This window comes from Methylotenera sp. N17 (assembly GCF_000799155.1).
GTDB lineage: Bacteria > Pseudomonadota > Gammaproteobacteria > Burkholderiales > Methylophilaceae > Methylophilus.
The window spans coordinates 710,519-735,549 of sequence record NZ_JUGE01000001.1 but is presented as its reverse complement, the minus strand read 5'-3'; the positions used below and the strand labels follow the sequence as shown (position 1 = coordinate 735,549).

Genomic DNA, 25,031 nt, shown 5'->3' with positions numbered 1-25,031 from the left:
TTCAAATGATGAAAGGCGGCATGGGCAACATGATGAAGCAAGCCCAGCAAATGCAAGCAAACATGCAAAAGGCGCAGGCAGAACTTGCCACAACTGAAGTGGAAGGCTCTGCAAGCAACGGCATGGTTAAAATTACCATGACCTGTAGCCACGATGTCAAGCGTGTGGTGATTGATGATGCAGTGATGGATGACAAAGAAACATTAGAAGACTTAGTACTGCTGGCATTAAAAGATGCAAAAGCAAAAGTAGAAGCCACCTCCAGCGCGCGCATGAGTGCAGTCATGCCAGCCGGCTTTAAAATGCCTTTCTAATTTAACCCACATTACCTTGTGAAAAATCCACCCGCCCTTGAGCAATTGATCGAAGCCCTGCGTTGCCTGCCAGGCGTAGGGCCAAAATCTGCATTACGCATGGCTTACCATCTGATGCAACGTGATCGAAAAGGTGCAGGACAGCTTGCGTATTCCATGCAGCACGCACTAGATACGATTGGCCATTGCCAACTATGTAATAACTTTAGTGAACAAGCCGTTTGTGCATTGTGTAACGCTGAGCAGCGCGAGCCTAGTATGTTATGCGTGGTGGAAATGCCTACGGATTTAATGATGCTGGAACAAACACAATCTTACGCGGGGATGTACTTTGTGCTGATGGGTCGCTTGTCGCCAATTGATGGCATTGGCCCGAAAGAAATTCACTTAGACAAACTCATTAAGCGCGTGCAAGACGGCGTCATCCAAGAAGTGATTCTAGCGACCAATTACACTAGCGAAGGTGAAGCCACCGCTCACTATATCAGCGAAATGGTGAAAGCCCGCGGTATTGCCGTAAGCCGCATCGCACGGGGTTTACCTATGGGCGGCGAAATAGAGTATGTAGATAGTGGCACGCTCTCCACCGCGCTAATTGAGCGAAAAGTCGTTGCTTAATGATAATCTTTACTCTAAATGCATTGATTGGCCCAACGAATTTCCAGCTGATTTTATAGCTTAAATTTCTAGCTCAAATAAAATCCAACAATTCTTCAGGCTGATGAATCATGACATCAGCCCCCCAAGCTTCAGGCCTATCACCGGCATCCAAATAGCCAAATAACGCAACGACTGTCTGCATGCCTGCGGCTTTTCCTGCTTGTATATCACGCTCTGCATCGCCCACATATATACAATTTGCAGGGTCCACAGCAATCTGTTCACATGCCATCAACAAAGTGGCCGGGGATGGCTTAGGCTGTGGCGCATCGTCACCACTCACCACGCAAGCAGCTTGCACATGCAAGCCCATGCTTGCCACCAGTGGCTGCGTAAAGCGTTTAGGCTTATTGGTCACAATGCCCCATGGAATTTGGCTTACATCTAACGCAGTCAGCACGGTTTGCATACCCGCAAACAACTTGGGTTGCCGAGTAAACACTTGGTCATACAAATGCAAATACTCATCACGCAATACAATAAAATTAGGATCTTCTGGCGTCACACCAAACCCCAATCCCAATAAACCACGCGAGCCATGTGACGCAAATGGACGAATCTCATCATCGGTTAATGTTGGCCTGCCGTGACGCGTCAATTGCAAATTCAGTGCGTAGCCCAAATCTGGCGCAGTATCTACCAGCGTGCCATCCAGATCGAAAAAAATGGCTTGTATAGAACTCACGCTTCTGCCTTTTGTGCATGCACCATGTAATTCACACTGACATCGCTGTTAAGTGAGTACTGTTGTGTAAACGGTTGATAATGCAGCCCAACTTGGTCTTGTAATGTGAGCTCCGCATCACGCATCCATGATGCCAGCTCAGAAGGCTTGATAAATTTGGCATAATCATGCGTGCCACGTGGCAACATATTGAGAATATACTCCGCACCTATCACGGCCAGCAGATAGGCCTTAGGGTTGCGATGAATAGTAGAAAAAAATACCTGTCCACCCGGCTTCACCAACTGCGCACAAGCACGCACAACACTGGCGGGGTCTGGTACATGCTCTAGCATTTCCATGCAGGTCACCACATCAAACGAGGCAGGCTGTGCCGCCGCAAATGCTTCTACTGCAATACGTTGGTAATCCACAGAAACACCAGACTCTAAGCTATGTAGTTTAGCCACATTGAGCGCTTTCTCACCCAAATCAATGCCAGTCACAATTGCGCCAGCTTGAGCCATGGATTCAGACAAAATACCCCCACCACACCCAACATCCAGCACACGCTTGCCACGTAACTGGCTACGCGCATCAATGTATTGCAAACGCAACGGGTTGATCTCATGTAACGGTTTGAACTCACTGTTTTTATCCCACCACTTATGGGCTAACACGCTAAATTTATCTAGCTCGGCGCTATCAACATTACTCATCTTCATTCATCCCATTCATACTTGTCATGCTTGGCGGTGGGAGAAAGCACCGCTTAATTTATGATGCCACTGCTGCGCAATGTGCAATAGTGTGTGCGGCTCCACCTCACTAAACACGCCTTGGCTAAAAACACCCGTGCTAGATTCAGGCTTATTGTATCTGAGCTGACCATCGACCCACGTATGCGTTACGTTCTCACGGCTTGCAACATACACCAAGTGAGAAATGGGGTCGTAGCAAGGCTGAGACACCATCTCTGCCATATTCACTGCAATTAAATCCGCCTGTTTGCCTACCGTGACTGATCCTAGCTGAGACTCCAAACCCAAAGCTTTTGCCCCATTGATGGTAGCCATTTCCAAGGCTTGATGTGCAGAAATCGCAGTAGCATCGCCACTTTGCCCTTTTGCCAATAAGGCAGCCATACGCATTTCAGCAAACATATCTAATCGATTATTACTGGCTGCCCCGTCCGTACCAATACCAATATTGATACCCAATGCATCACATTTCGCCATCGGCGCAATCCCACTCGCCAACTTCAAATTAGAGGTTGGGCAATGTGCAATATGACACCCATAATCAGCCATCAGTTGCATATCGGCATCGTTCACATGCACACAATGCGCAAGCGTCAAACGCGTGCCTAATAAGCCTAAATTAGCAAAGCGTGTAAGCGGGCTTAAGCCATGGTTTGCCTTGCTGGTTTGTACCTCATGCATGGTTTCATGCATATGGGTATGAATACCCAAATCCAATTGTTCCGCTAATGTACCGATGGTAGATAAGGTTGCGTCACTTGCCGTATAAGGTGCATGTGGTGCAAAGCTAAACGTGATACGCGGTTGCGTCTTGTACGCATCGCGTACTGCCGTACCTTTTTCGAGATACATACCGGCATCATTGGCATAGTTGGTCGCAAATTCAAGGACCACCAAACCAATATGCGCGCGCATGCCAATTTGTGTGGCAGCTTGTATGCTCGCCTCAGGGAAAAAATACATATCGTTAAACGTCGTTATGCCACCGCTTAACATTTCTGCACAGGCAAGCAAGGTACCATCATAAACAAACGGTGGGGAAACAAACCTTTGCTCGACAGGCCAAATATGTTTTTCCAGCCAAGGCATCAGCGGCACATCATCCGCCAACCCGCGCATCAAACTCATGGCAGCGTGCGTATGCAAATTAATCAGGCCCGGCATTAACACATGCTCGTCCAGATGCACTGTCTCATTTGCAACAAATCGTTCAGAAACAATAGATGCCGGGCAGATTTCAATAACCACCCCTTGATGAACCACGACTGCCTGATGCTCAAGTACCGTATTTTTTGGAATAACTGGTAATACCCAACGGGCAACAATCACCAGATCAACAGATTTAATCATGGTTGGATTATAACTGGTCATAAGGCTGGCAGGTAGATACAGGTCGTTTAGAAAAGTGATTTAGGCAATAAAAAAACCTCGCTAGGCGAGGCTTTTTTTGAAGCATTAAAGCGTAATGACTGCTTTATTAGTTGCAACCTACTTCTTTTGTACCTTCTGCACGAATCTCAACACGGCGGTTAGGTTGTAAGCAAGAAATCAATTTTTTCGTTGCTTTATTACCTTCGCACTGTACAACAGGCTCAGATTCACCTTTACCAGTTGCTGTGATGAGAGATGAGTCCACACCTTGTGCAACTAAGTAATCTGCCACTTGTTTAGCACGGCGCTCAGACAGTTTTTGGTTATATGCATCAGAACCAATACGATCTGTATGACCCGTTACAATCACTGCTTTGATTTCTGGATTTGCTTTGATTTTAGCTGCGGCTTCATCCAATGCTGCTTTACCTTCATCTTTTAGTTTAGCTTTATCAAAACCAAATAATTTTTCAGCGCCTACAGTAATTGTTTCTGTTTGTGGTTTACACGCTACAGGTGCAGGTGCTGGCTCAGCAGCCGGTGCTGGCGCTGGTTCTGGTGCTGCTGCAATCGGTGCTGGCTCTGGTGCAGCTTCAGCAACAACAGGTGCTGGTGCGCCGAAACGGAAAATACCACCCACATTGAACAATGTATTACCAATCGTTTCATCGGCATCTACAGTACGTGCTGCGTTTTTAGCTTCTGCTTTGCTCCATTGGTGACGCAAGTCAGCTTGGATACCAAATGAATCGCTGAATAAGTATTGTGCACCAAGACCTAAGCCAGCTAGCCATGAAGTTTTTGTTTTATCTGTTAAGCCAAGACCACTGTAATCTACGTTGTTGCGCGCTGCACCAATCCCTGCCAATAAGAATGGACGGAATTTGTCACGACTAAACATATAGAGTGCATCTAAACCAAGGGTAGTTTGTTTGTATTTACCTCCTGCACCGGCAATACCTGTGTCTTCGTCAGCACGGTTATAGCCTAAACGACCTTGTAAATCCCAGCTTTGGCTTAATTCTTTACCAATGCTAAGAAAACCACCTGCGCCATTGTCGGCTTCTAAATCACTGTCAGTGTGCATATAGCTGATACCTGGCACTGCGTACCAAGCGCCACGGTACATATCTTCTGCTGTTGCGGTAAAGGCTGTTACACCTAGTGCTGCTGCGACAGCAAAACTCATTAAACTTTTTTTCATCTTGTTAACTCCTTTGTTAGTAACTTCTCGACGTACAGTGTAAATCCCACACCTAACTATACTCATTCAACATTGACATATCAACGCAGTCGGTTTTAAGACTGCATTTTATTACAAAAGTTGTTGTGTTTATACAACTTATCTTTGATTTCTTTAACTAAATGCGGTAATAAATTGTTTTGTCTCACATTGTCGCGACATACCCCAGACCTAAAACCGATATAACTGGGATAAAGCGGTGTCAATTCATTCAAGTATTCTACCCTTAATGCGCCTGCCAGCCCTGCTTGCAGATGGTGTAATTCACAGTATTTTACAAACGCATGAATGGTATCAGTATCAACCGCCGTCAATAAATGGTGTTGTTTATCTGCCGTATCTAGCATCACGCCATAAAATCCAATTTCAGCCAACATGGGAATCCAAGTCAAATCTATGGGTTGCTCGGCAAACATTACGGCAATTAATTTCATTTTTTTCGAGCGAATCAAACTGGCGAGTGCACCGAGATAGTCCGCTTGTTTTTGCAACGAAGCGATCGGTAATTTGACAATATCAACGCCCAAATCCCATTTACGGTGAATCAGATTTAATAGCGTATCTAAATCATCATGCGTATCCCCCACGGTGGCACTTACCAACGTCTGCCGATTCACTGCACGTACCGCCTGCAAACTCACATCATCATCCAAGCTACCCAGAGCACCTAATGCCGGGTCTTTTAGGTCAATGAAGTCAGCGCCCGCGTGCATGGCGTCTAAGGCTTCATCTGCATTTTTCACACTAATCAATAAGCGAATCATGCTTGAGCCCTACTAAGCCTGGGTAAATCCAGATTGTTCCGCATAATATCCGTCAATTTTTTCCACCAACCATTGCCATGCTTGCAACTCACGTTCACCCGCCGTTTTATCAATAGCAATCTGCAGATACGCCCGTTCAATCAACACTTTGTCTTGCGGTAACCGGTTAAGTCGGCTGGCAAGCACTGCCAACTCAATCACAGCAGCCTGTGCACGATTAAAACCGGCAAATGGCTGATGTGTTTCTTGATGCACGCTGCGCATCCACAACTGTGGACGCACAGGGTCATCTACCACTTTTTCAAGACGTAACTCATCATGCGATAAAGTGTCCGCCAACCGAAACCCTTTGACCAAAGTTGCGGGCAATATAGCGTGCGTTTGTGTTTTGACTATGGCGCCAGCAAATACACGTACATCATCGGTCAGATTCATCACCGCACATTCTGTTGCCAAAATGTTTTCTAAAGTCGTAGAGGGTTTAAATGGTGAGATGACTATCAGGCTATCTTTTTTTTGAACGCCAAATGGCGTGATATGCACATTTCCAGCAAGGTCTACAGTCGAAATAATGGTTTCGTAAATCATGGTTTAGGCTGATGCTTTTTTTCTTTAATTGAAGCCTCGCGATGGGCTTTTTTGGGTTGCTTATTTTGCACTTGCGATGCCACGCCAAAATTAAGTTCTTCATCTTGTACAAAGCGCTTTTTAAGCTGCCATGCGATTTGTGCCCGCGCCAGCTCTACTCCCAAATAAAAGGCATGCGAGGCATCATTCTCAACGCCCAAGTGTGGGTAAAATTGAAAAGGGTCTTGATCCAATTGCAGGCCGTCGCGATTGTAGACGTAGATGCCCTGCTCACTCACCATAATACGAAAACTAGGGTCTTTGATTTGTGCTGCAATTTCTTGAATCTCAGCTTCATCATAGCTAAATGGTTTTCGGTCATGCAAGCCTAGCAAACCGTTGCTGTAACCTCTGGGCAAACGATTGTCTTGTTTAGCGCGATACATGACCCGCCTGGCAACATCAGACTCTGCAATCGCATTCACCGCATGCGCACTGACAGAGGTTGCCAATACTGCATTGATATTCAGCTCACTAATCATGCCAAATAACAATGCATTGATGCCTGTCGTGTCTGCATCGGTCAGTTCAGTTAAATTGCCCACACCCATCATTATGGGAATCTCTGGGTATTTTTTACGTAGCTTGTGATAGCGCACAATAGAATCGGTAAGACCAAAATGAATAGGATCCAAAATGGCATCGGCTATAAATGGTTTGTTCTTACGCAGACAGTGCTCAATGGCACGATACAACGAAGCCATATTGCCAGGTTTTGCCGGTATTAAAATAGGCGTAGCAGCCACTTCGTCGATTAAATCAATCGACTTTTCCGTCAAGCTCAACAAGAAATCCGCACCGGCATGCCCAGCGATGCGTAAATCCGAAATGCTCATGGAATCCACGCTAACCAAATGGCCAGCAGACTTGAGTGCTTTCACTGCGTCTGCCAAATGCACAAATGGCTTGCCGGGCAAACAGCCCAAGTCAATGACATCCGCACCTTGTTGCTTAAAACGCTCCGCTTTGGCAATAATGGCGTCAACTGACAAATCTGGCGCATCTACAATTTCTGCAAAAATCTGCACGCTGTGTTGCGATAAATCAGGCGCGATGCCCTGTTGACCGAAATATTGGGGTAAATCTTTCAAATCCGCAGGACCGCGTTCCACCGGCACACCCAACTTTTCTTCAAGTGGACCTAGGTCGCCTTGGCATAGTCCGGGCAAAATCACTTTATTGGCGTCACCCACATCTTTGAGCCGTCGCGCAATCATTTCAGGCGTCATCAGGGCCGCTACTGATACACCTATTTGTTCAACACGGTATTTGAATTGTGGGGTTTTAAGATTGGCCTGCACTTCAATATCGGCTTGTATTTGACGCAATACTTTATGCAGGCTTTTTTCGGCTAATTTTCCTGTTAAAAATAACAGTTTTTCAGTCATGTCACTTACTCAGCATCCATTTGATGCACAGCAGCTAGGCGGTGCATGATGTACTGTTGCAACTGTTGCATATCTTCAGCTACTTCGGTGTGGGTAAAGGCTTTTAATTTGATTACGTTATCGAGATCAATCTGGCGTGGGTAAACTTTAACCACATTGTCACGGGGAGCTTCCGACTCGAGCTCTGGTGCCGTATCACAAGCAAAGACAATGCTATGCACACGCGTTTTTCCTGCTTGCGCAAATAGATTGGTCACCAAGCTATCCGAAAACCCATACGCCATCTTGGCAATGGTATTAGAGGTTGCAGGCGCAATCACCAAGCTATGGTATTTGCCTTCATAAAACAGCTCAACAGGAATACTGCTGGCAGTTTTATCTTGATAGATACGGTGGCCAGTCGCATCAATTAAATCTTGAAAGCCGTACTGCTTGATGATTTCGGCCGCAGCCTTACTCAAAAAAATATCGACCGATTCCAGTGTTTGCAAAATGGCGAGTGATTCACGCAAGTAATGGCCAGAACCTGTAATCGCCCATGCAAGTCGTTGCTGCATCTGATTATCCAATATGGAAAGGATGTTCTAGCACAATGGTTTCATCGCGCTCAGGGCCTGTCGATACAATCGCAATAGGCACACCACATAAAGCTTCCAAGCGTTTTAAGTAGATTTGTGCGTTTTTAGGCAAGCCTTCCCAAGTTTTTACGCCAAAGGTATTGTCGTGCCAGCCCGCCACTGTTTCATAAATTGGCTCGCAGCGTGCCACATCATCGGCGCCCACAGGTAGCATATCCACCACTTTGCCGTCCAGCTTGTATCCAGTACAAATATTGAGGCTATCAATGCCATCCAGCACGTCCAGCTTGGTAATGCATAAACCGGTCAAGCCATTGATACGGGCAGAACGTCTCAACGCTGCAGCATCAAACCAACCGCAGCGGCGTTTACGTTTAGTCACGGTACCAATTTCCTGGCCTTTGTTTGACATTTGATAACCAGGGACACCCTCTGTTTCAATATCCAACTCGCTTGGGAATGGCCCACCGCCGACACGCGTGGTATAAGCTTTGGTAATGCCCAACACATAATGCAGCATACTGGCACCTACACCTGTCCCTGCTGAAGCTTGTCCGGCAATACAGTTACTAGAGGTGACATATGGGTAAGTACCATGGTCAATGTCCAACAAGGTACCTTGTGCACCTTCAAATAATAAATTCTCGCCACGCGTGTTAGCTGCGTAGAGTTCAGCGGAAATATCGGCCACCATAGGCTTTAATGCTTGCGCTTGCTGCATACTGGCCTCATATTGCTGATTAAAATCAACTGCAGGTGCGCCTAAATATTGCGTCAGTACAAAGTTGTGATAATCCATCACCTCGCGTAATTTTTCGGCAAAGCGCTCTGGGTAGAATAAGTCATAGACGCGTAATGCGCGGCGTGCGACTTTATCTTCATAGGTTGGGCCTATGCCTTTTCCTGTCGTGCCAATTTTTTTATCAGCACTGCGTTTGGCTTCACGGGCAATATCTACCGCCACGTGGTGGCTCAAAATTAATGGACAGCCCGGACTGAGTTTTAAACGGCTTTTGACTTCCAAACCGCCTTTCTCCAAAGTTTCAATTTCACTCAGCAAATGCCCGGCATCCAACACCACGCCATTACCGATATAGCAATTGACACCTGCGCGCACAATGCCTGACGGCACTAAGTTAAGTTTATATATACGTTGTTCCGCACCCTGCCCAACCACTAAGGTGTGGCCTGCGTTATGTCCGCCTTGGAACCTGACAACACCTTGTGCATGGTCGGTTAACCAATCAACGATTTTACCTTTGCCTTCGTCACCCCATTGCGTGCCAATGACGACTACATTTTTTGCCTGATGTTTACTTGATTGATTTGCCATAATTTCAATAGTGTAGATGTATCTCTACGTAGATAAATAAAATGAGTTAATGAGAGACAGTGGCTACGCGCCACTGGCCTTGCTGCAATTCCAGCGTACGATCGCAATTAAGTTCATCCAATTGCGCAGGCGTATTAGGTAAGGCTTGTACCACCATCTGCCCAGAGGCACGCAATGATTCTATTGCTGTTAGCAATGCTGCGTCATTGCCTGATGGCGCCAGTATGCCTTTGGTAGCAACTGCTGGCGCGAGTGCGAGTACCGCACCACGCAAATCGAGACTGAACCCGGTGGCTGGACGTGCACGCCCAAATGCAATACCTACTTCATCGTAACGTCCGCCTAAGGCAATGGGACCTGCATAGCCATGTGCATAAGCGGCAAACACAATGCCTGAATGATAGTGATAACCACGCAACTCGCTCAAATCAAATCCAACCTGTACATCCAAGTCCGCCAATAAGTCTGCTATCGCGCGCAAATCATTTAATGCACGGGTGATTTCCACAAATGCAGGCAACTCGGCTGCCGCTTGTATCAGCATGTCCACGCCACCATTAAGCTCGGTAAGGCGAATAAATGCACGTTGTATGGGCGCATCTAATGCCTGAACCAACTGGGTCACAGTCGCTTTATCTTTACTTTGCAATGCTGCAAACAGGCTTTGTTCTAAGCTAGCATCAACACCTGCGTGTTTGACCAAACTTTCAAAAATACCCACATGACTAAAGTCAATATGTAGTTCTTTGAGACCCAACAATTGCAATGCCTTAATCATTAAGCGCTGGATCTCTACATCGCTCTCGATACCAGCGTGGCCAAACAACTCAGCGCCCAGCTGTAGTGGCTCACGCGTACGTGCCAGACCATCTGGCTTGGTGCGTAATACAGTGCCAGCATAGCAAAGACGTGACACGCCTTGATGATTCAGCATGTGCGCATCAATCCGCGCTGCTTGTGGTGTGGTGTCTGCACGCACGCCCATCAAACGACCCGTCAATTGATCCACCACTTTAAATGTCGCCAAGTCCAAATCATACCCGGTACCGGTAATCAGTGATTCCATGTATTCCAACATAGGTGGAATCACATACTGATAGCCATGCACTTGGAACAGATCCAAAAGCTGACGACGCAATGACTCAATACGCGCGGCCTCTGCAGGCAACACATCTTCAATAAATTCGGGGAGTAACCAATTTCGCATGGCGTTATTATAACCGCAAACAGCCTAAAACGGCTTACGCTAGCGACTGAACATCGTCAGTAAAAAACCACCTAGGACAGAAACCAGGCCAATAAATCGCAACTGACCATCTTTAAGCACAATCAACCGCTGAAAAGTGTCGCGCCAAGCTTGAGGCATCAATAGTGGCAATAAACCTTCTATGATAAGCACCAAGCCTAACGCTGTCAGCAAAGAGTCTTTCAAGCTAGCACGCTATTTTTTAGCGCCTGAGCTACGCATATATTTAAAAAAGTCTGAGCTTTGGTCTAAGACAATCACGTCAGACTTACTTTTAAAGCTGTTTTTATACGCTTCTGTACTGCGATAGAACGCATAAAATTCTGGGTTTTTACCAAAGGCATCGGCATAAACCTCTGCCGCTTTGGCATCGCCCTCACCTTTCACTTTTTGCGCTTCACGGAAAGCTTCTGCAATAATCACCTCTCGTTGCTTGTCCGCATCTGCACGAATTTTCTCAGCAGCTGCCGCACCTTGAGAACGCAGTTCATTGGCGACAGATTTACGCTCTGCATCCATGCGTTGGTACACAGACTCGCTCACTTCTTTAGGCAGATCCACACGACGCAAGCGCACGTCTAAAATTTGAATGCCCATTTGACGGCTATCTTTGTCTGCGCGTTGACGCAAAATTTCCATGATTTCAGAACGCTCACCAGAAACCACATCGTGAATGGTGCGCTTACCAAATTCAGCACGCAAACCATCATTGACTGTTTGTGATAAACGGCGCTCTGCCTGTGCTTCATCGCCTTTGACAGACACATAAAACTTAGCTGGATCGACAATCTTCCACTTGACAAACGAGTCTACCAACACGTTTTTCTTCTCGCTGGTAATAAAGCGATCAGGCTCATCCCAGTTCAAAGTCAAAATACGTTTATCAAAGTAACGTACATTCTCCACCAATGGCATTTTGAAATATAAGCCCGGCGATTTCTTCACAGAAACGATTTCACCCAGCCTGAAGACGATTGCATACTCGCGCTCATCCACGGTATACGCGGACAACGTCAAGATGACCATCACCACAAACGCGCCAATTAATCCTGCACCAAAATTTTTCATATTATGTCCGCTTTCGTTCTATCGTTCATCACGGTCACGGCTTCTAAAAGCATCCCGTGAACGATCGGTATCTAACTCTACTTGCACTGGCTCTGTTGTGGCTGATTTAGCCGAAGATGTGGAGGATTGGCTACTAGTACCTGAGCGCTCCATCAGCTTATCCAAAGGCAAATACAATAGACTGTTGCCACCTTTTTGGTCGATCAGCACTTTGCTGGTGTTGCTCAAAATTTGCTCTTGCGCATCGATGTACAAACGTTGACGTGTAACCTCTGGGGCCTTGTTGTACTGGGTAAGCACCTGCTCAAAACGATTGGCATTACCTTTGGCCTCGTTCTCCACACGCAATTTATAACCAGCAGCTTCTTCTGCCAGTCTGGATGCAGTACCACGTGCTTTAGGAATCACGTCATTGGCATAGGCCTGACCTTCATTTTTTTGGCGCTCCAAATCCTGCTTGGCTTTCACCGCATCATCAAATGCAGCTTGCACTTGTTCTGGTGGCTGGGCATTTTGCATGGTGACGTTCACTACATTAATGCCAGAATCGTAGCGATCCAGCACTTCTTGCATCAGCTTTTTAGCACGCACTGCAATTTCTTCACGCCCTTCGTACAGCGCAAAATCCATACGGCTTTTACCCACAATCTCGCGAATGGCAGTTTCTGCCACGCCTCTTACGCTGTCTTCTGTTGCGCGGTTTTTAAACTGAAAGTTTTCTACATCTTTTAAGTTGTATTGCACGGCAAATTGCAAATCAATGATGTTTTCATCATCCGTTAACATCAATGACTCACGTGACTCACGGCTACGTGTGTTGCCCCCTTCGGCAGAGCGATAACCCACCTCAATGGTACGCACTTGCTCAAGATTGACGTTCTCTACACTTTCAATAGGAAATGGCATATGCCATCTTGGACCAGGCAATGTAGTTTCCACATGTTGCCCAAAGCGTAGCACTACACCTCGCGAGCCTTGGTCCACAATGTAAAAACCAGTAGCCAGCCACACCAGTGCAATTAAGCCAATAATCGGCAGAACAGGAAACTCTGTATTTCTACTAGGCGTGGACCCTTGATTATTTGAACCACCAAATAAGCCGTTAATTTTTTTACTTAAATCACGAAAAACCTCGTCTAAATCAGGCGGCCCTTCATTGTTGCGTTGTCCAAATCCTGGAAACTTAATCATGCATTACTCCGAATTGATTATGCGTAAGCACTTTCTTCTGTGCTCAATTGTTTCAATAATTGTTGATACTCTGTGAGTGCCAACCTCAAATCATCAAGGCCAGTGCCATCAATGGCTGAAATTCTTACCTTGGAAATCTTACCATACTCGTCACGCTCTATCCCAGCAGGCATTCCTAGGCGATCAATTTGGTTCAACACCAAGATTTGATGCACTTGCGAAGCGCCGATTTCGTTCAGCACAAAATTTACTTGTTCAATCTGAGCATCGCGATTCGTGCTAGCGACATCCACCACATGCAATAGCAAATCTGCTTGCGCCGCTTCTTCCAATGTGGCGCCGAACGCTTCAATTAAAGTGGTGGGTAAGTGTTTGATAAACCCTACGGTGTCTGAAAGCACAACAGGGTTGGCATCTGGCAAATGCATTTTGCGCGAGGTCGTATCCAATGTCGCGAACAATTGGTCGGCTGCGTATACACCAGAACGCGTTAATCGGTTAAACAAAGTGGATTTACCCGCATTGGTATAACCCACAATAGAGACGGTCATTAAGTTGGAGCGTTTACGGGCTCTGCGTTGCATGCCGCGTTGTTGTTTCAACTTCTCCAGCTTTTCACGTAGCTGTTTAACACGCACACGTAGCATACGGCGGTCTAATTCCAGCTGGGTTTCACCAGGACCACCGCGCACCCCGATACCGCCTTTTTGGCGTTCTAAGTGCGTCCAGCCACGGACTAAGCGTGTAGATAGGTGTTCTAGTTGCGCGAGCTCGACTTGTAATTTACCTTCATGGGTTTGTGCGCGCTGCGCAAAAATATCCAAAATCAAGCCGGTTCGGTCGACCACACGCGCTTGTAGAAAGCGCTCAAGATTGCGTTGTTGTGAGGGACTTAAATCATGATTGAATGCAGCAACTTTGGATTCACTCGATTCCAGCATGAGTTTGAGTTCTTCTGCCTTACCTGAACCGATAAAGTATTTGGCATCCGGCGATTGCCGCTTTCCTTCAACCGTCGCCCGTATTTGCATACCGGCAGTGGTCACAAGATGCCGCAACTCTTGCAAACTCTCTGCGTAATCCGCGTCGCCAAAATCCACACTAACTAGTACTACGGCATCTCCGCCAGAAGGTCTTTCAAACATGCAGCATTATTCTTCGGATTGTTCCGGAATACTCATGTTCACTGCACGTGCAGGCACGATGGTAGAAATAGCGTGCTTGTACACCATTTGCGTGACGGTATTTTTCAACAGGATAACGTATTGATCGAAAGAATCTACTTGCCCTTGTAACTTAATGCCGTTGACAAGATAAATAGACACTTGTACATGCTCTTTTCTCAATGCATTTAAGAAAGGGTCTTGTAACATCTGTCCTTTATTGTTCATTATTATGCTCCTTTTTAGTTTTAATAATGTTGGAGTAGCGTGCAACAGCCAACTTCACCCATGCTATTAAATTTAATGACTACGATTGTACTATTTTGTTCCAGTTTAGTTTGTGAAAACAGGGATTTTTTATGATAAATAGGCATTAATTCTTGCAATTGATGCTTCGCGCCCTAAAATCATCATCACCTGATCAATGCTTGGCGACTGTGCGATGCCAATCAGCATAACGCGCAATGGCATGGCTAACTTCGGAAACTTCACCTGATGTGTAGTGACAATTTCATTCATCACCGCATGAATTGCTTCTGCCGTCCAATCAATAGTTTGTAGTTTTTGGGCAAAGTCAGCCACAATTGGCAAGGTCTCTGGCGTAATATGTTTCTCAACATCCGCTGCATTCGCTTGTGGCAACGTAAAGAAGAAATGGATATCTTGCGCCAGTTGATTTAAGTTATTAGCACGCTCGCGGTACAGTTGCAGTGCTGATGCCAATTGTGCTGGCGGTGCATCAGACACGCCCGCTTGCGCCAAGCGTTTAGCAATATCCTGTGCAAGCTTACCGATATCACAAGTCTTGATGTAATGCGCATTCAACCAGTTTAACTTTTCCGTATTGAACTGTGCGGCTGACGGTGTAATGTGATCAAGGTCAAACCAAGTACAGAACTGCTGCATATCAAACACTTCGTCATCGCCATGCGACCAGCCTAACCGTGCCAAATAATTAAGTACTGCTTCCGGCAAGTAGCCTTCTTCGTCGTATTGCATTACACTCACTGCGCCATGACGTTTCGAGAGCTTTTGTCCGTCATCGCCCAAAATCATGGAAAGGTGCGCGTACTCCGGCACTTTTGCACCCAGTGCATTGAGCATATTAATTTGCCTAGGCGTATTATTCACATGGTCATCGCCGCGTATCACGTGCGTGATGTTCATTTCCCAGTCATCTACCACCACACAGAAATTATAGGTGGGCGTACCATCAGCACGCGCAATAATCACGTCATCTAGTTCTGTATTAGAGATTTCGATGCGCCCTTTGACTAAATCATCCCAAGCGACTACGCCTGCGGTTGGATTTTTGAAACGTACGACGGGAGACACATCCTGAGGTGGTGCTGGCAATACTTTGCCTGCTTCTGGACGCCAGCGACCATCGTAACGTGGCTTTTGACCTTGTTGCATTTGCTGCTCACGCAACGCATCCAGTTCCTCTTTGCTGCAATAGCAGAGATAAGCGGTACCAGCTGCCAGCATATTTTGAATGACCACTTTGTATTGGTCCATGCGCTGCATTTGGTAGAACGGGCCTTCGTCATAATCCAGACCTAGCCAATGCATGCCGTCCAAAATGGCTTGCACAGCTTCTGGCGTAGAGCGCGCAACATCGGTATCTTCAATACGCAGGACAAACTGACCCTGAAAACGTTTGGCATAAGCCCATGAAAACAAAGCGGTTCTGGCACCGCCAATATGTAAAAAACCTGTAGGACTGGGGGCGAATCGTGTACGAACTTGCATAATTACTCTCAACAATGAACGCTCATTTTAACATGTATGCACCCATCCCATGCGCCAGTGTCGCGATAAGTGCTGAATGTTGCTTGCACAATGACTCAATTGGGCTAAGCACTTGAATTTAGCTTGCTTCTGCGATTAAACAGAATTATATTAAGTTTAAATAGTGAATGAATTTAAAATCAGAAACTTATCTGACGTTTTGTATGAAAAACCTACTCACATCGCTGATTAAAAAAGAAGGCGTTCATGGCCTAAATACAAGGCTGAGTTGGCTGCCGGATTTGGCACATCTTGATGCCATCAGCGGCATTAAGCTATCTATTAAGCACATTACTTCCATTTTAAATGACAGCGCATTGTCAGTCTCTGAGAAAATTCATCTCTTGCTACTCATAGAAGATGCGAATCGCTCAACACTGCAACAGCAATTGATTGCGTTTATCAAGCTGGACAACCTCAAGCCAGAAATCACACATCATATTGTAGACATTAACTATGCTTATTATAGGATGGTGTTTTTGTCCTATACCAAACTGATTGACATCAGCTTCAACAAACCGCGGGAGCTACAACCACAGCAGCCGATTAAGCTAGTCATGCTGTCCAGAGCCATCATGACATCGATTAACATGTTGAAATGGCGCTATTTTGAGCGCGCTGGCCCACCGGCAAACCTCTGGTCCCAAAGCAATACCTTATATCAATATGCTGCGGAACATCAGCTAAACAAGGCCATGATCAAGCCTTATGCCGACCTCCAGCACACCACTATCGATAGTTTGCTATTGCAATTGTGGATGCTAGGTAATCTAAACTTTAGCGGCTTACTCAAATCGCAAATTGAAACGGTTGCTGAGTTGCTGAATTTATCAATGCATGACATCAATCTTCACTCGGAATGGAATGCGCGCGATACTTTTTTTGTAGAACTCACCAAAGACCACCCAGCAAGGCGTATCCGCAAACTCATCCCAAGTACGTATAGTTTATTTTGGGAGCTAGATGGTTTTGAAGCGTCAATACAACACGCATTGCATCAAATACACACGCACCAAACGGTTGCCTTTAAAGGTACCTCTCTCAAACATACCTATTTATTAGAAGAAACACTGACCTATCTTAAAAAAGAATGGTCTAGAACAGGCTACCAGCGTCAACGCAGAAGAGAGTTACGTCACGACATTATTAGAACCGCTTCTGTCTCTGTAGGCGTTTCTGCGGTGTGCGATTTACTGCAACAACTTGATTTAAGCCATGTGCCAGTTAAAAATTTAGCAGATGGCAGTTTGACAAAGCGGCCAGTACAAACGCGGGTAGTCAGCCAAGGCACTACCAATACACTGATGGTGGGCAAAGAGAAATGGAACATTCTGAACGAAAGCACGCTAGGCTTAGGTACGTTTGTCTCACAAGAGACCAGCCCAGCTGTCAAGCCAAACAAGTTAGTGGCTATTCTCACCACGCGTGCACATGCCAAACCAGCCATTGGTGTAATTAGAAACAGCAAGCAAATGAGCGGTGGTAAATTAAAAATTGGTATTGAGCTGTTAACTGAAAACCCCAACCTTGCCTCACTGAAAAAATTTGAGATCAAAAAAGAGACGGATACGCACGAGCAAACTACTTCTAGCAACAGCTTAAATGTAGAGTTTTTTGCGATATTTATCCCATACCACACGCTACTGCACAAGCCTGCCAGCTTAATCATGCCCAAGATTGAATTTCTGCCGCGTACTTTTTATGAGATTCACTTCAATCATAAGCGCGAAATCGTTAAATTCGATGACCCAATAGAACAAGGAGATGATTGGGTGTGTGTTAGTTTTCCAGAAGAGTTAAGCTAAATAAACGATCTAATCTCGCTTAAAATCATCCAAGCGCAAGCAAGGCCATTAAAAGTATAAAAATCTGTTGTAAATCAATTACAAAGAAATTATTATGCTGAAAATACTTGAGGAATCGCTATGCAAATCTTCACTGGCGAAATCTACGGCAAACAAACAGCACAACGTTTTGTCATGTACCACGTACTTAAAGTGGGAAAACATGGCATCACCCTTCAAAACATTGATAACCCATTAAGTCTGTTTGAAACGACCGCGGATAAATTAAGCAGTGCCGGCTATATCAGAATCAGCCAAACACCTTTTATAGACATGCAAACCGCTAAGAAGAAAAAAGTGCTTAAAAAGCCAATGCGTTGCCCATACACGCTAGACTTTTTGGAAGCCCGCGCGGATAGCGAGCGCCCTGCTCCGATATTGCCTGATTTATTTGCTGACGCAGTTTGATACTGCAGCAACATAATTACTGAATATTGATCTTACTGCTGGACGGCTTTAACCAACCAAAAAAAGCATAGCACAGACCATAGTAAATACCCTGTAGCGGATGCCAGTTATAAAAAGACAATACACTCATTTTTTTATAATACATCTGCGCTGTTTTTTGATGCGCTTGTATGCTCGTTGAAAATTTCTGACAAAGCATTAACCAATTCTTCTCCGCGCGTGCCCAATTTTTGGTGGTCAACTGATCCGGTCGGTTGTCACGATTCCATACCGCAAGCACTTGATCCACATGCACACAACGGCAGTCTTTTACGATGCGGAACATCAAATCCGCATCTTCATAAGTCGTCATGGTTTCATCAAAAGCAATGCGCTGCAATACACTTCTCTTGATCATGACTGCGTTGAGGTGAATATAGCGGTAATACATCAACTGTAAAATCTCGGGTGGGCCATTGCAAACCCCTAAGTCTATTTGGTCAGGCCCCAGCATTTGGGTATTGCCATACGCCATCTCTACAGAGGCATCAGCATTGAACGCATCTACCAGCGCTTGAATTTTATTGGGCAGATAATAATCATCATCATCCAAAAAACAAATCCATTCACCACGCGCTTGTGATACGCCAAAATTTCTTGAGGCAGACGCCGTTAGGAATGAAGGCGTACGGATCACTTGAATAGGAATACCACCAGTGTCCACCGCATGAAAGTCAGGCGAATTCACAGACGTATTATCTACAATAATAATTTCTAGTTGCGTATACGCCTGACTGAGTATGCTCTGCACAGCACGTTGCAGCAGCACCAGCCGATCTCTGGTTACAATCACAACAGACACCAATGCTGGCGTATCTTTTATCATATCCTTGTCGCTTACTTAATCTGCAGGCGGGCCGCCCACCAAATCATGCCCATCCGCACCTAAAATCTGCACATCCACAAAATCACCTGGCGTTAATCCTTCAGCATCTTGCAGGTACACCACACCATCAATCTCAGGTGCGTCGGCTTTGGTGCGGCCAATTGCAATCACATTATCATTATCGTCTGTGGTAATTTCGTCCACCAGTACCGTTTGCATTGTCCCAATTTTGCCTTGCAGCTTTGCTGCGCTAATGCGTTCCTGCACTTCCATAAATCGACTCAGGCGTTCTTGTTTGATTTCTTCCGGCACTTGGTCGGGCAAGTCATTGGCTTTTGCACCATCTACCGCAGAATAAGCAAAGCAGCCTACGCGATCTAACTGTGCTTCCTCCAAGAAGTCGAGCAGCATTTGAAAGTCATCTTCGGTTTCACCTGGAAAGCCAGCAATAAAGGTACTACGCACTGTAATGTCCGGGCAAATGTCACGCCACGCTTTGATGCGGGCTAAATTGTTCTCGCTACTGGCTGGGCGCTTCATACTTTTAAGAATGCGTGGACTAGCATGCTGAAACGGCACATCCAAATAAGGCAAAATCAAACCATCTGCCATCAGTGGGATCACTTCATCCACATGCGGATAGGGATACACATAATGTAAACGCACCCATACGCCGAGCTCACCAAGCGCTTTACACAACTCGGTCATTCTGGTTTTGAGCGGACGCCCATTCCAAAAACCACTGCGATATTTTACATCCACGCCATATGCCGATGTATCTTGCGAAATCACTAGAATTTCTGACACGCCTGCATTGACTAGATTTTCAGCCTCATTCATCACCTCACCAATCGGGCGGCTGACTAAATCGCCACGCATACTGGGGATAATACAAAAACTGCAACGGTGATTGCAGCCTTCTGAAATTTTAAGATACGCGTAATGGTTAGGTGTTAAGCGCACGCCTTGTGGCGGCACCAAATCGGTGTATGGGTCATGCGGCTTGGGCAAATGCGTATGCACATGTGTCATGACTTCTTCTAGCGCGTGCGGACCGGTAATGGCCAGCACACTCGGGTGCGCGTTCTGCACCACATCTTGCTTAGCGCCTAAGCAGCCAGTCACAATCACTTTGCCATTCTTGTGCACGGCTTCGCCAATTGCATCCAGAGACTCTTGTACTGCAGAATCAATAAAACCGCAGGTGTTGACCACCACCAGATCCGACTGTTCATAGCTGCCGCTAATCTCATAACCCTCTGCCCGCAATTGCGTCAGAATGCGCTCGGCATCCGAACCTGCTTTGGGGCATCCCAATGAAACAAAACCAACTTTTGGAGTACGCATATACTTAAACCTAATACAAAAATAACGGTAAAAAGAAACGGCTGATATAGCCTACTGATATCAACCTTCTAGCCACCATTTGGTGATAGCAATGGACGCTACCCCCAGAAAAATCAACGAAATCTGCATCAATGTGTCTTTAATGGCAGTGCGCTTATGCAAGCCAGGAATTAAATCGGCCACTGCCACATACAACATGCTAGCCGCTGCCAAGCTTAAAATATAGGGCACCCAGCTCTGTACAGTTTGCAGGGCAAAATAAGCCAACAAGCCCCCTACCATAGTGGCTAAGCTAGAAAATAGATTGAACAACAGCGCTTGTTTTTTACTGTACCCAGAATGTAGCAGAATTAAAAAGTCGCCTACTTCTTGCGGAATTTCATGGGCAATAATCGCTATGGCAGTCACCAAGCCTAGTTGCGTATCCACCATAAACGCAGCAGCAATCAAAATGCCGTCCACAAAATTATGAAAGGTATCGCCTATCATAATCATCATGCCACTACGTCCACTGTCATGCGCTTCGTGATGATGGTGCACATGGATGCTCGGTGCTTTTTGCGTGACTGCCGTAAACTTAACCCCTTGTTTTTTCTGTGCGTCCGGACAGTGGGCTTCATCATGCATCGCATGCGCTTCACAATGATCGCCATGGCAATGGCGCCACAATACCAACTTCTCTAAAGTGAAAAATAACAAGATGCCTAACAATACTGTGCCTGTCATGGCCTCCACACTTGGCGCAACTTCAAAGGCATGTGGCAAAATTTCTAAAAATACTGCTGCAAGTAATGCGCCAATCGCATAGCTTACCAACAGAGGCACCCACTTGCGCTGTGCATTTAAGGCAAAAAATGCGGCGATTACCACACTCAGCACTCCGCCTAACAGACAGGTACCGATAATCCAAGTCAACGAAGAAAATTCAAACGATTGCATATACACCCAAATAACAATTAGCGCGCATTATAAACTGTTACAACTGATAATACTGCATGGTATTAAGCACTTAGCCATATCAATGTTGCCATGCGCCCTGTATCCCCATCGCGACGAAATGAAAAAAATCTCGCTTCATCAGTATAAGTACACATGTCGCCACCATACACATTCGTCACGCCTAAGGCATGCAAGCGTTGCTGGGCAATTAGGTAAAGATTACCCAACCATTTATCCCCGTGTGGCATAAAAGCTTGTTCAGCTAATGGCGCTTTCGCTATAAATTGCGCACGCACTTCACTGCCCACTTCAAATGCTTGCGGACCAATAGCAGGGCCCAGCCAAGCCATGAGCTGGTTTGGTTTTAGTGCGGGTTGCCGTGCAAGCATCGACTCAACCGTAGCCTCTATCGCACCATCACACAGACTACGCCAGCCAGCGTGTACCGCTGCCACCATGCTACCTTGTGCATCACACAACAATACTGGCAAGCAATCCGCCGTCATGGTCACACACACCACTTGTTTGCGATCCGTAAAGGCGGCATCGGCAGTTTCAATACAACTGCTGAGCGCTGCATCAATCACTCGGGTGCCATGCACTTGGTTAAGCCAAACAGGCTCTGATGGCACAAAATCGCTCAATAACTGACGATTATGCGCGACATGGACGGGATCGTCTTTGACGTGATCCCCAAGGTTTAAGCTATTGTAAGGTGCACGACTTACACCACCCAGGCGCGTGGTTTGCAGTGCCTTCACATTAGCAGGCGCTGGCCAACTAGGCTGAATAAACGATGTGAATAGTGTCGATGACGCGATCATTCGTCATCTTCCAGTTCGTGATCGTCAAAATCTTCATCATCCCAATCATCGTCGTCATCACCAACATATAAGCCATTTTCATCGACACCAAAATCAAATGGCTCGACGTCTTCAGGCGGATCTTCATGACGCATCGCTTCTAATAACATTTTCATGTCATCGGCCAATTCAATTTGCCACTCCATTGGCTGTTGCGTGACGGGATGAATCAAGCCCAATTTAATTGCATGCAAGGCTTGACGCTTAAAGCCGGAGACAGCATCGCGTAGTGTTTGTGTCATCAACTTATGCGGAATGATATTGCCAATGCCATAGACCGGATCACCTAACATCGGCGCCTTTAAAAACTGCAAATGCACACGGATCTGATGGGTACGCCCAGTTTCTAAACTACAGCGCAAATACGTGTGCACGCCAAAGCGTTCCAGCACTTCGTAATGCGTTACAGCGGGTTTGCCAGTGCGCGAAATTGCCATTTTGGTACGCGCATGCGAATGACGACCGATCGGCTGGTCAATTTTGCCGTTGCGCCAGATTTGGCCCCACACAATGGCGCGATACTCTCGTTTGACTGTCCTAGCCTGAAGTTGACGCACCAGACTGGTCTGCGCCTCCAAGGTTTTGGCCACTACCAGTAAACCGCTGGTGTCTTTATCTAAGCGATGGACAATACCGCAGCGTGGAATATCAGTGAGCGCTGGATAGTGGAACAGTAAGGCATTCAGCAATGTACCAGACCAATTACCCGCAGCCGGATGTACGACAAGCCCAGCTGGTTTGTTGATCAACAGCAGCGCATCATCTTCATACACAATATCCAGTGGAATATCTTCTGGCTTAAACGCATTTTCCTGTAAGTTGGGCGGCGGCGTGACCTGTACTTTATCGCCCCCCCATACTTTGGTTTTGGCCGTGACCTGCTGCTGGTTAAGTTGTACCAAGCCGTCTTTAATCCAAGCTTGCAGGCGACTACGTGAGTGTTCAGGCATCAGCGTTTGCAGCGCCAAGTCTAAACGTTGGCCATTAAGTGACTCCGGAATCGCCAGTGCTTGCAGTGTGCTTTCTTTCATATTTTTTTGTGGCATCAGTTATAATGCCTTTAATATTTCATGTAGGTTTTCATAGTGAATCGTATTTTACCGCTTATCCTCGTATTCATTTCAGCTTTATTTTTAAATGGTTGCGCCATTTTTGGTGCACCTACCGAATTAGATGAAACCAAAGGCTGGCAAGCAGAACGCATTTATGCGGCTGGCCAAGAAAAAATGATCGACAAGGACTATGACAAAGCGATCGGTTACTTCCAAAAATTGGAGTCGCGCTTTCCGCATGGTGTCTACGCTACGCAAGCGCAATTAGAAATTGCTTATGCCTACTATAAAAAACAAGACCCCATTTTGTGCTTGGCCGCAGCCGAGCGTTTTATCAAGTTACACCCCAATCACCCTAATGTGGATTACGCTTACTATTTGAAGGGGCTGGCTACCTTTAATGAGCGTGGTTTCATGGAAAAATATACTGCGCAAGAAATTACAGACCGCGACCCTAAAACGCTCAAATTATCTTTTGCGGCATTTAAAGAGTTGACTGATCGCTATCCCAAAAGTCGCTACTTCAAAGATGCAACACAACGCATGGTGTATTTAGTCAATGCGCTTGCGCAGCATGAAATGCACGTTGCACGTTATTACATGAACCGTACAGCCTATGTCGCAGCGTTGAATCGTGCTAAATACGTGTTGGAATATTACCCAAACTCTACCTCTGTGGAAGAAGCATTGGTGGTGATGGTCAGCGCCTACGACTATATGGAAATGGACGACCTGAAGAACGACACACTGCGTATTTTGAAGACGAACTATCCGCAAAACCCAATGCTGGCTGGCAAAGCAACACAGGACGAGCGTATTTGGTGGAAGTTTTGGGAAAGCCTTTACTAGCAACAATTACCCAGTTACTACAACGTAGTAACTTAAATAAATCACCTAATGGTAGTTAAGTCACTACCCAGTAATTAAAAAACTCTCGGACTACACTTAAAAACTGTTGTCTTGAGTTTTTTAATCGGAATAGTGGCAATGTCATATCTACAGCCACTCGGTAAAGTGCCCCATTTCTTTGGGGCGCATCACGCAAGCGGATTAATATAATTTTGGCTAGCTTGATGTTCACTACCACCACATCTTTGGTCAACGCTTGCTGACGCATACCATTTAAGTATCGCTCAAGCTGTATGCTCTCGAGTTCACTAAAGGTCATTTGATCTAGCATGGCAGACAAAGCCTTCAGTGACGTTGGTAGTGGTGACCATGTGACTGCATCTTTATCCACCACATAACTCTCGCTCAATACGGCAATCGCTTTGATATCCTGCATCCAAAACGGATAGAACTCTCTGGCAATTTGCATATGAAAATGCCAAGAATGGTCTCGTGTCTTTTTCATGATGCCGTTTAGCGCGCTGGCATAGGCAACCCGATCATAGGGTTTGGCAGCCAAACCGACAATCAATGTATTCAGAAATGCAACACGCTGCGCTAGGTTGGTATGTACCACGCCTTTTGAACGCAAAAAATGTAAGTAGGCGTTTAATGCTTCCACGTCTTTATGCATGCGCCGTTTCTCATATTCGGTTGCCTTGT

General features: G+C 46.0%; 27 protein-coding genes. 5 read left to right on the top strand and 22 right to left on the bottom strand.

Features of this window, described 5'->3' with window-relative positions; translation table 11 throughout:
* The first annotated feature begins 5 nt into the window (after positions 1 to 5).
* Both FG11_RS03545 and recR read left to right on the top strand, forming a co-directional pair.
* Positions 6 to 314, top strand: a complete 309-nt coding sequence (locus tag FG11_RS03545; protein ID WP_020181694.1) for a YbaB/EbfC family nucleoid-associated protein — start codon at positions 6 to 8, stop codon at positions 312 to 314.
* An 18-nt stretch (positions 315 to 332) separates the two neighbouring features.
* On the top strand, positions 333 to 932 hold the full coding sequence (gene recR / locus FG11_RS03540; RefSeq protein ID WP_020181693.1) for a recombination mediator RecR: 600 nt from the start codon (positions 333 to 335) through the stop codon (positions 930 to 932).
* Positions 933 to 1,005: 73 nt separating this feature from the next.
* Here the strand turns inward: recR and FG11_RS03535 are convergent, their stop codons facing one another.
* The 16 genes from FG11_RS03535 to gltX form a co-directional block, all read right to left on the bottom strand.
* Positions 1,006 to 1,659, bottom strand: coding sequence for an HAD family hydrolase (locus FG11_RS03535; RefSeq protein ID WP_235276330.1), 654 nt, complete (start codon positions 1,657 to 1,659; stop codon positions 1,006 to 1,008).
* The gene (gene ubiG, locus FG11_RS03530) at positions 1,656 to 2,357 is read right to left on the bottom strand and encodes a bifunctional 2-polyprenyl-6-hydroxyphenol methylase/3-demethylubiquinol 3-O-methyltransferase UbiG (protein WP_025224061.1); all 702 of its coding nucleotides are present in this window, start codon (positions 2,355 to 2,357) and stop codon (positions 1,656 to 1,658) included. Before ubiG ends, FG11_RS03535 begins: the two co-directional genes overlap by 4 nt.
* Before the next feature lie 24 nt (positions 2,358 to 2,381).
* Positions 2,382 to 3,770 carry a TRZ/ATZ family hydrolase gene (locus FG11_RS03525; RefSeq protein ID WP_047533179.1) on the bottom strand — a complete coding sequence of 463 codons (1,389 nt, stop codon included), beginning with the start codon at positions 3,768 to 3,770 and terminating at the stop codon, positions 2,382 to 2,384.
* Between the two features lie 106 nt (positions 3,771 to 3,876).
* The gene (locus FG11_RS03520) at positions 3,877 to 4,974 is read right to left on the bottom strand and encodes an OmpA family protein (RefSeq protein WP_047533177.1); all 1,098 of its coding nucleotides are present in this window, start codon (positions 4,972 to 4,974) and stop codon (positions 3,877 to 3,879) included.
* Positions 4,975 to 5,069: 95 nt separating this feature from the next.
* Positions 5,070 to 5,777 carry a (5-formylfuran-3-yl)methyl phosphate synthase gene (locus FG11_RS03515; protein WP_020181688.1) on the bottom strand — a complete coding sequence of 236 codons (708 nt, stop codon included), beginning with the start codon at positions 5,775 to 5,777 and terminating at the stop codon, positions 5,070 to 5,072.
* A 12-nt stretch (positions 5,778 to 5,789) separates the two neighbouring features.
* Entirely contained in the window at positions 5,790 to 6,365 is a 576-nt protein-coding gene (locus FG11_RS03510) for a DUF447 domain-containing protein (RefSeq protein WP_047533175.1), read from the bottom strand.
* On the bottom strand, positions 6,362 to 7,792 hold the full coding sequence (locus FG11_RS03505; protein ID WP_047533173.1) for a DUF6513 domain-containing protein: 1,431 nt from the start codon (positions 7,790 to 7,792) through the stop codon (positions 6,362 to 6,364). The genes FG11_RS03510 and FG11_RS03505 overlap by 4 nt, the downstream gene beginning before the upstream one ends.
* Positions 7,793 to 7,797: 5 nt before the next feature.
* The gene (locus FG11_RS03500) at positions 7,798 to 8,349 is read right to left on the bottom strand and encodes a flavoprotein (RefSeq protein WP_029647374.1); all 552 of its coding nucleotides are present in this window, start codon (positions 8,347 to 8,349) and stop codon (positions 7,798 to 7,800) included.
* Between the two features lie 4 nt (positions 8,350 to 8,353).
* Positions 8,354 to 9,703, bottom strand: a complete 1,350-nt coding sequence (locus FG11_RS03495; protein WP_020181684.1) for an adenylosuccinate synthase — start codon at positions 9,701 to 9,703, stop codon at positions 8,354 to 8,356.
* Between the two features lie 46 nt (positions 9,704 to 9,749).
* Complete coding sequence (locus FG11_RS03490) at positions 9,750 to 10,910, bottom strand: ATP phosphoribosyltransferase regulatory subunit (RefSeq protein ID WP_047533167.1); 1,161 nt, start codon at positions 10,908 to 10,910, stop codon at positions 9,750 to 9,752.
* Positions 10,911 to 10,949: 39 nt separating this feature from the next.
* The gene (locus tag FG11_RS03485; RefSeq protein WP_047533165.1) at positions 10,950 to 11,135 is read right to left on the bottom strand and encodes a DUF2065 domain-containing protein; all 186 of its coding nucleotides are present in this window, start codon (positions 11,133 to 11,135) and stop codon (positions 10,950 to 10,952) included.
* A 9-nt stretch (positions 11,136 to 11,144) separates the two neighbouring features.
* Positions 11,145 to 12,017, bottom strand: a complete 873-nt coding sequence (gene hflC, locus FG11_RS03480; RefSeq protein ID WP_020181681.1) for a protease modulator HflC — start codon at positions 12,015 to 12,017, stop codon at positions 11,145 to 11,147.
* 18 nt (positions 12,018 to 12,035) lie between these two features.
* The gene (gene hflK, locus FG11_RS03475) at positions 12,036 to 13,208 is read right to left on the bottom strand and encodes an FtsH protease activity modulator HflK (RefSeq protein ID WP_020181680.1); all 1,173 of its coding nucleotides are present in this window, start codon (positions 13,206 to 13,208) and stop codon (positions 12,036 to 12,038) included.
* Positions 13,209 to 13,225: 17 nt separating this feature from the next.
* The gene (gene hflX / locus FG11_RS03470) at positions 13,226 to 14,353 is read right to left on the bottom strand and encodes a GTPase HflX (protein WP_047533162.1); all 1,128 of its coding nucleotides are present in this window, start codon (positions 14,351 to 14,353) and stop codon (positions 13,226 to 13,228) included.
* A gap of 6 nt (positions 14,354 to 14,359) precedes the next feature.
* Complete coding sequence (hfq, locus tag FG11_RS03465) at positions 14,360 to 14,599, bottom strand: RNA chaperone Hfq (protein ID WP_020181678.1); 240 nt, start codon at positions 14,597 to 14,599, stop codon at positions 14,360 to 14,362.
* 129 nt (positions 14,600 to 14,728) lie between these two features.
* Positions 14,729 to 16,123: a glutamate--tRNA ligase gene (gene gltX / locus FG11_RS03460; protein WP_047533154.1), complete on the bottom strand. Its 1,395-nt coding sequence runs from the start codon at positions 16,121 to 16,123 to the stop codon at positions 14,729 to 14,731.
* Between the two features lie 203 nt (positions 16,124 to 16,326).
* On the opposite strand from gltX, the gene FG11_RS03455 reads away from it, so the two are divergent.
* Entirely contained in the window at positions 16,327 to 17,967 is a 1,641-nt protein-coding gene (locus FG11_RS03455) for a hypothetical protein (RefSeq protein ID WP_047533152.1), read from the top strand.
* Between the two features lie 120 nt (positions 17,968 to 18,087).
* A complete protein-coding gene (locus FG11_RS03450) occupies positions 18,088 to 18,414 on the top strand; it encodes a hypothetical protein (RefSeq protein ID WP_020181675.1) in 327 nt (108 codons plus the stop codon).
* Between the two features lie 16 nt (positions 18,415 to 18,430).
* Here the strand turns inward: FG11_RS03450 and FG11_RS03445 are convergent, their stop codons facing one another.
* The 5 genes from FG11_RS03445 to rluD all read right to left on the bottom strand — a co-directional run bounded on the left by FG11_RS03445 (position 18,431) and on the right by rluD (position 23,474).
* Positions 18,431 to 19,279, bottom strand: coding sequence for a glycosyltransferase family 2 protein (locus FG11_RS03445; RefSeq protein ID WP_047533149.1), 849 nt, complete (start codon positions 19,277 to 19,279; stop codon positions 18,431 to 18,433).
* A gap of 15 nt (positions 19,280 to 19,294) precedes the next feature.
* Complete coding sequence (gene rimO / locus FG11_RS03440) at positions 19,295 to 20,626, bottom strand: 30S ribosomal protein S12 methylthiotransferase RimO (protein WP_047533146.1); 1,332 nt, start codon at positions 20,624 to 20,626, stop codon at positions 19,295 to 19,297.
* A 60-nt stretch (positions 20,627 to 20,686) separates the two neighbouring features.
* Positions 20,687 to 21,565, bottom strand: a complete 879-nt coding sequence (locus tag FG11_RS03435) for a ZIP family metal transporter (RefSeq protein ID WP_047533143.1) — start codon at positions 21,563 to 21,565, stop codon at positions 20,687 to 20,689.
* 62 nt (positions 21,566 to 21,627) lie between these two features.
* Complete coding sequence (gene pgeF, locus FG11_RS03430; protein ID WP_047533140.1) at positions 21,628 to 22,389, bottom strand: peptidoglycan editing factor PgeF; 762 nt, start codon at positions 22,387 to 22,389, stop codon at positions 21,628 to 21,630.
* Entirely contained in the window at positions 22,386 to 23,474 is a 1,089-nt protein-coding gene (gene rluD, locus FG11_RS03425; protein ID WP_047533137.1) for a 23S rRNA pseudouridine(1911/1915/1917) synthase RluD, read from the bottom strand. Before rluD ends, pgeF begins: the two co-directional genes overlap by 4 nt.
* A gap of 39 nt (positions 23,475 to 23,513) precedes the next feature.
* Between rluD and FG11_RS03420 the strand changes: the two genes are divergently transcribed.
* Positions 23,514 to 24,329, top strand: coding sequence for an outer membrane protein assembly factor BamD (locus tag FG11_RS03420; RefSeq protein ID WP_020181669.1), 816 nt, complete (start codon positions 23,514 to 23,516; stop codon positions 24,327 to 24,329).
* 55 nt (positions 24,330 to 24,384) lie between these two features.
* On the opposite strand, the gene FG11_RS03415 is transcribed toward FG11_RS03420, so the two are convergent.
* Positions 24,385 to 25,002 carry a hypothetical protein gene (locus FG11_RS03415; RefSeq protein ID WP_025224048.1) on the bottom strand — a complete coding sequence of 206 codons (618 nt, stop codon included), beginning with the start codon at positions 25,000 to 25,002 and terminating at the stop codon, positions 24,385 to 24,387.
* Between the last annotated feature and the right edge of the window lie 29 nt (positions 25,003 to 25,031).

Coding starts and splice junctions, on each gene's coding strand:
- hflX (WP_047533162.1), bottom strand. CDS start 14,353: ATGTTTGAAAGACCTTCTGGCGGAGATGCCGTAGTACTAGTTAGTGTG.
- FG11_RS03415 (WP_025224048.1), bottom strand. CDS start 25,002: ATGCATAAAGACGTGGAAGCATTAAACGCCTACTTACATTTTTTGCGT.
- FG11_RS03500 (WP_029647374.1), bottom strand. CDS start 8,349: ATGCAGCAACGACTTGCATGGGCGATTACAGGTTCTGGCCATTACTTG.
- hflK (WP_020181680.1), bottom strand. CDS start 13,208: ATGATTAAGTTTCCAGGATTTGGACAACGCAACAATGAAGGGCCGCCT.
- FG11_RS03510 (WP_047533175.1), bottom strand. CDS start 6,365: ATGATTTACGAAACCATTATTTCGACTGTAGACCTTGCTGGAAATGTG.
- gltX (WP_047533154.1), bottom strand. CDS start 16,123: ATGCAAGTTCGTACACGATTCGCCCCCAGTCCTACAGGTTTTTTACAT.
- FG11_RS03520 (WP_047533177.1), bottom strand. CDS start 4,974: ATGAAAAAAAGTTTAATGAGTTTTGCTGTCGCAGCAGCACTAGGTGTA.
- FG11_RS03445 (WP_047533149.1), bottom strand. CDS start 19,279: ATGATAAAAGATACGCCAGCATTGGTGTCTGTTGTGATTGTAACCAGA.
- FG11_RS03525 (WP_047533179.1), bottom strand. CDS start 3,770: ATGACCAGTTATAATCCAACCATGATTAAATCTGTTGATCTGGTGATT.
- FG11_RS03490 (WP_047533167.1), bottom strand. CDS start 10,910: ATGCGAAATTGGTTACTCCCCGAATTTATTGAAGATGTGTTGCCTGCA.
- FG11_RS03515 (WP_020181688.1), bottom strand. CDS start 5,777: ATGATTCGCTTATTGATTAGTGTGAAAAATGCAGATGAAGCCTTAGAC.
- pgeF (WP_047533140.1), bottom strand. CDS start 22,389: ATGATCGCGTCATCGACACTATTCACATCGTTTATTCAGCCTAGTTGG.
- ubiG (WP_025224061.1), bottom strand. CDS start 2,357: ATGAGTAATGTTGATAGCGCCGAGCTAGATAAATTTAGCGTGTTAGCC.
- FG11_RS03435 (WP_047533143.1), bottom strand. CDS start 21,565: ATGCAATCGTTTGAATTTTCTTCGTTGACTTGGATTATCGGTACCTGT.
- hfq (WP_020181678.1), bottom strand. CDS start 14,599: ATGAACAATAAAGGACAGATGTTACAAGACCCTTTCTTAAATGCATTG.
- FG11_RS03455 (WP_047533152.1), top strand. CDS start 16,327: ATGAAAAACCTACTCACATCGCTGATTAAAAAAGAAGGCGTTCATGGC.
- rimO (WP_047533146.1), bottom strand. CDS start 20,626: ATGCGTACTCCAAAAGTTGGTTTTGTTTCATTGGGATGCCCCAAAGCA.
- FG11_RS03450 (WP_020181675.1), top strand. CDS start 18,088: ATGCAAATCTTCACTGGCGAAATCTACGGCAAACAAACAGCACAACGT.
- FG11_RS03505 (WP_047533173.1), bottom strand. CDS start 7,792: ATGACTGAAAAACTGTTATTTTTAACAGGAAAATTAGCCGAAAAAAGC.
- rluD (WP_047533137.1), bottom strand. CDS start 23,474: ATGCCACAAAAAAATATGAAAGAAAGCACACTGCAAGCACTGGCGATT.
- FG11_RS03545 (WP_020181694.1), top strand. CDS start 6: ATGATGAAAGGCGGCATGGGCAACATGATGAAGCAAGCCCAGCAAATG.
- hflC (WP_020181681.1), bottom strand. CDS start 12,017: ATGAAAAATTTTGGTGCAGGATTAATTGGCGCGTTTGTGGTGATGGTC.
- FG11_RS03495 (WP_020181684.1), bottom strand. CDS start 9,703: ATGGCAAATCAATCAAGTAAACATCAGGCAAAAAATGTAGTCGTCATT.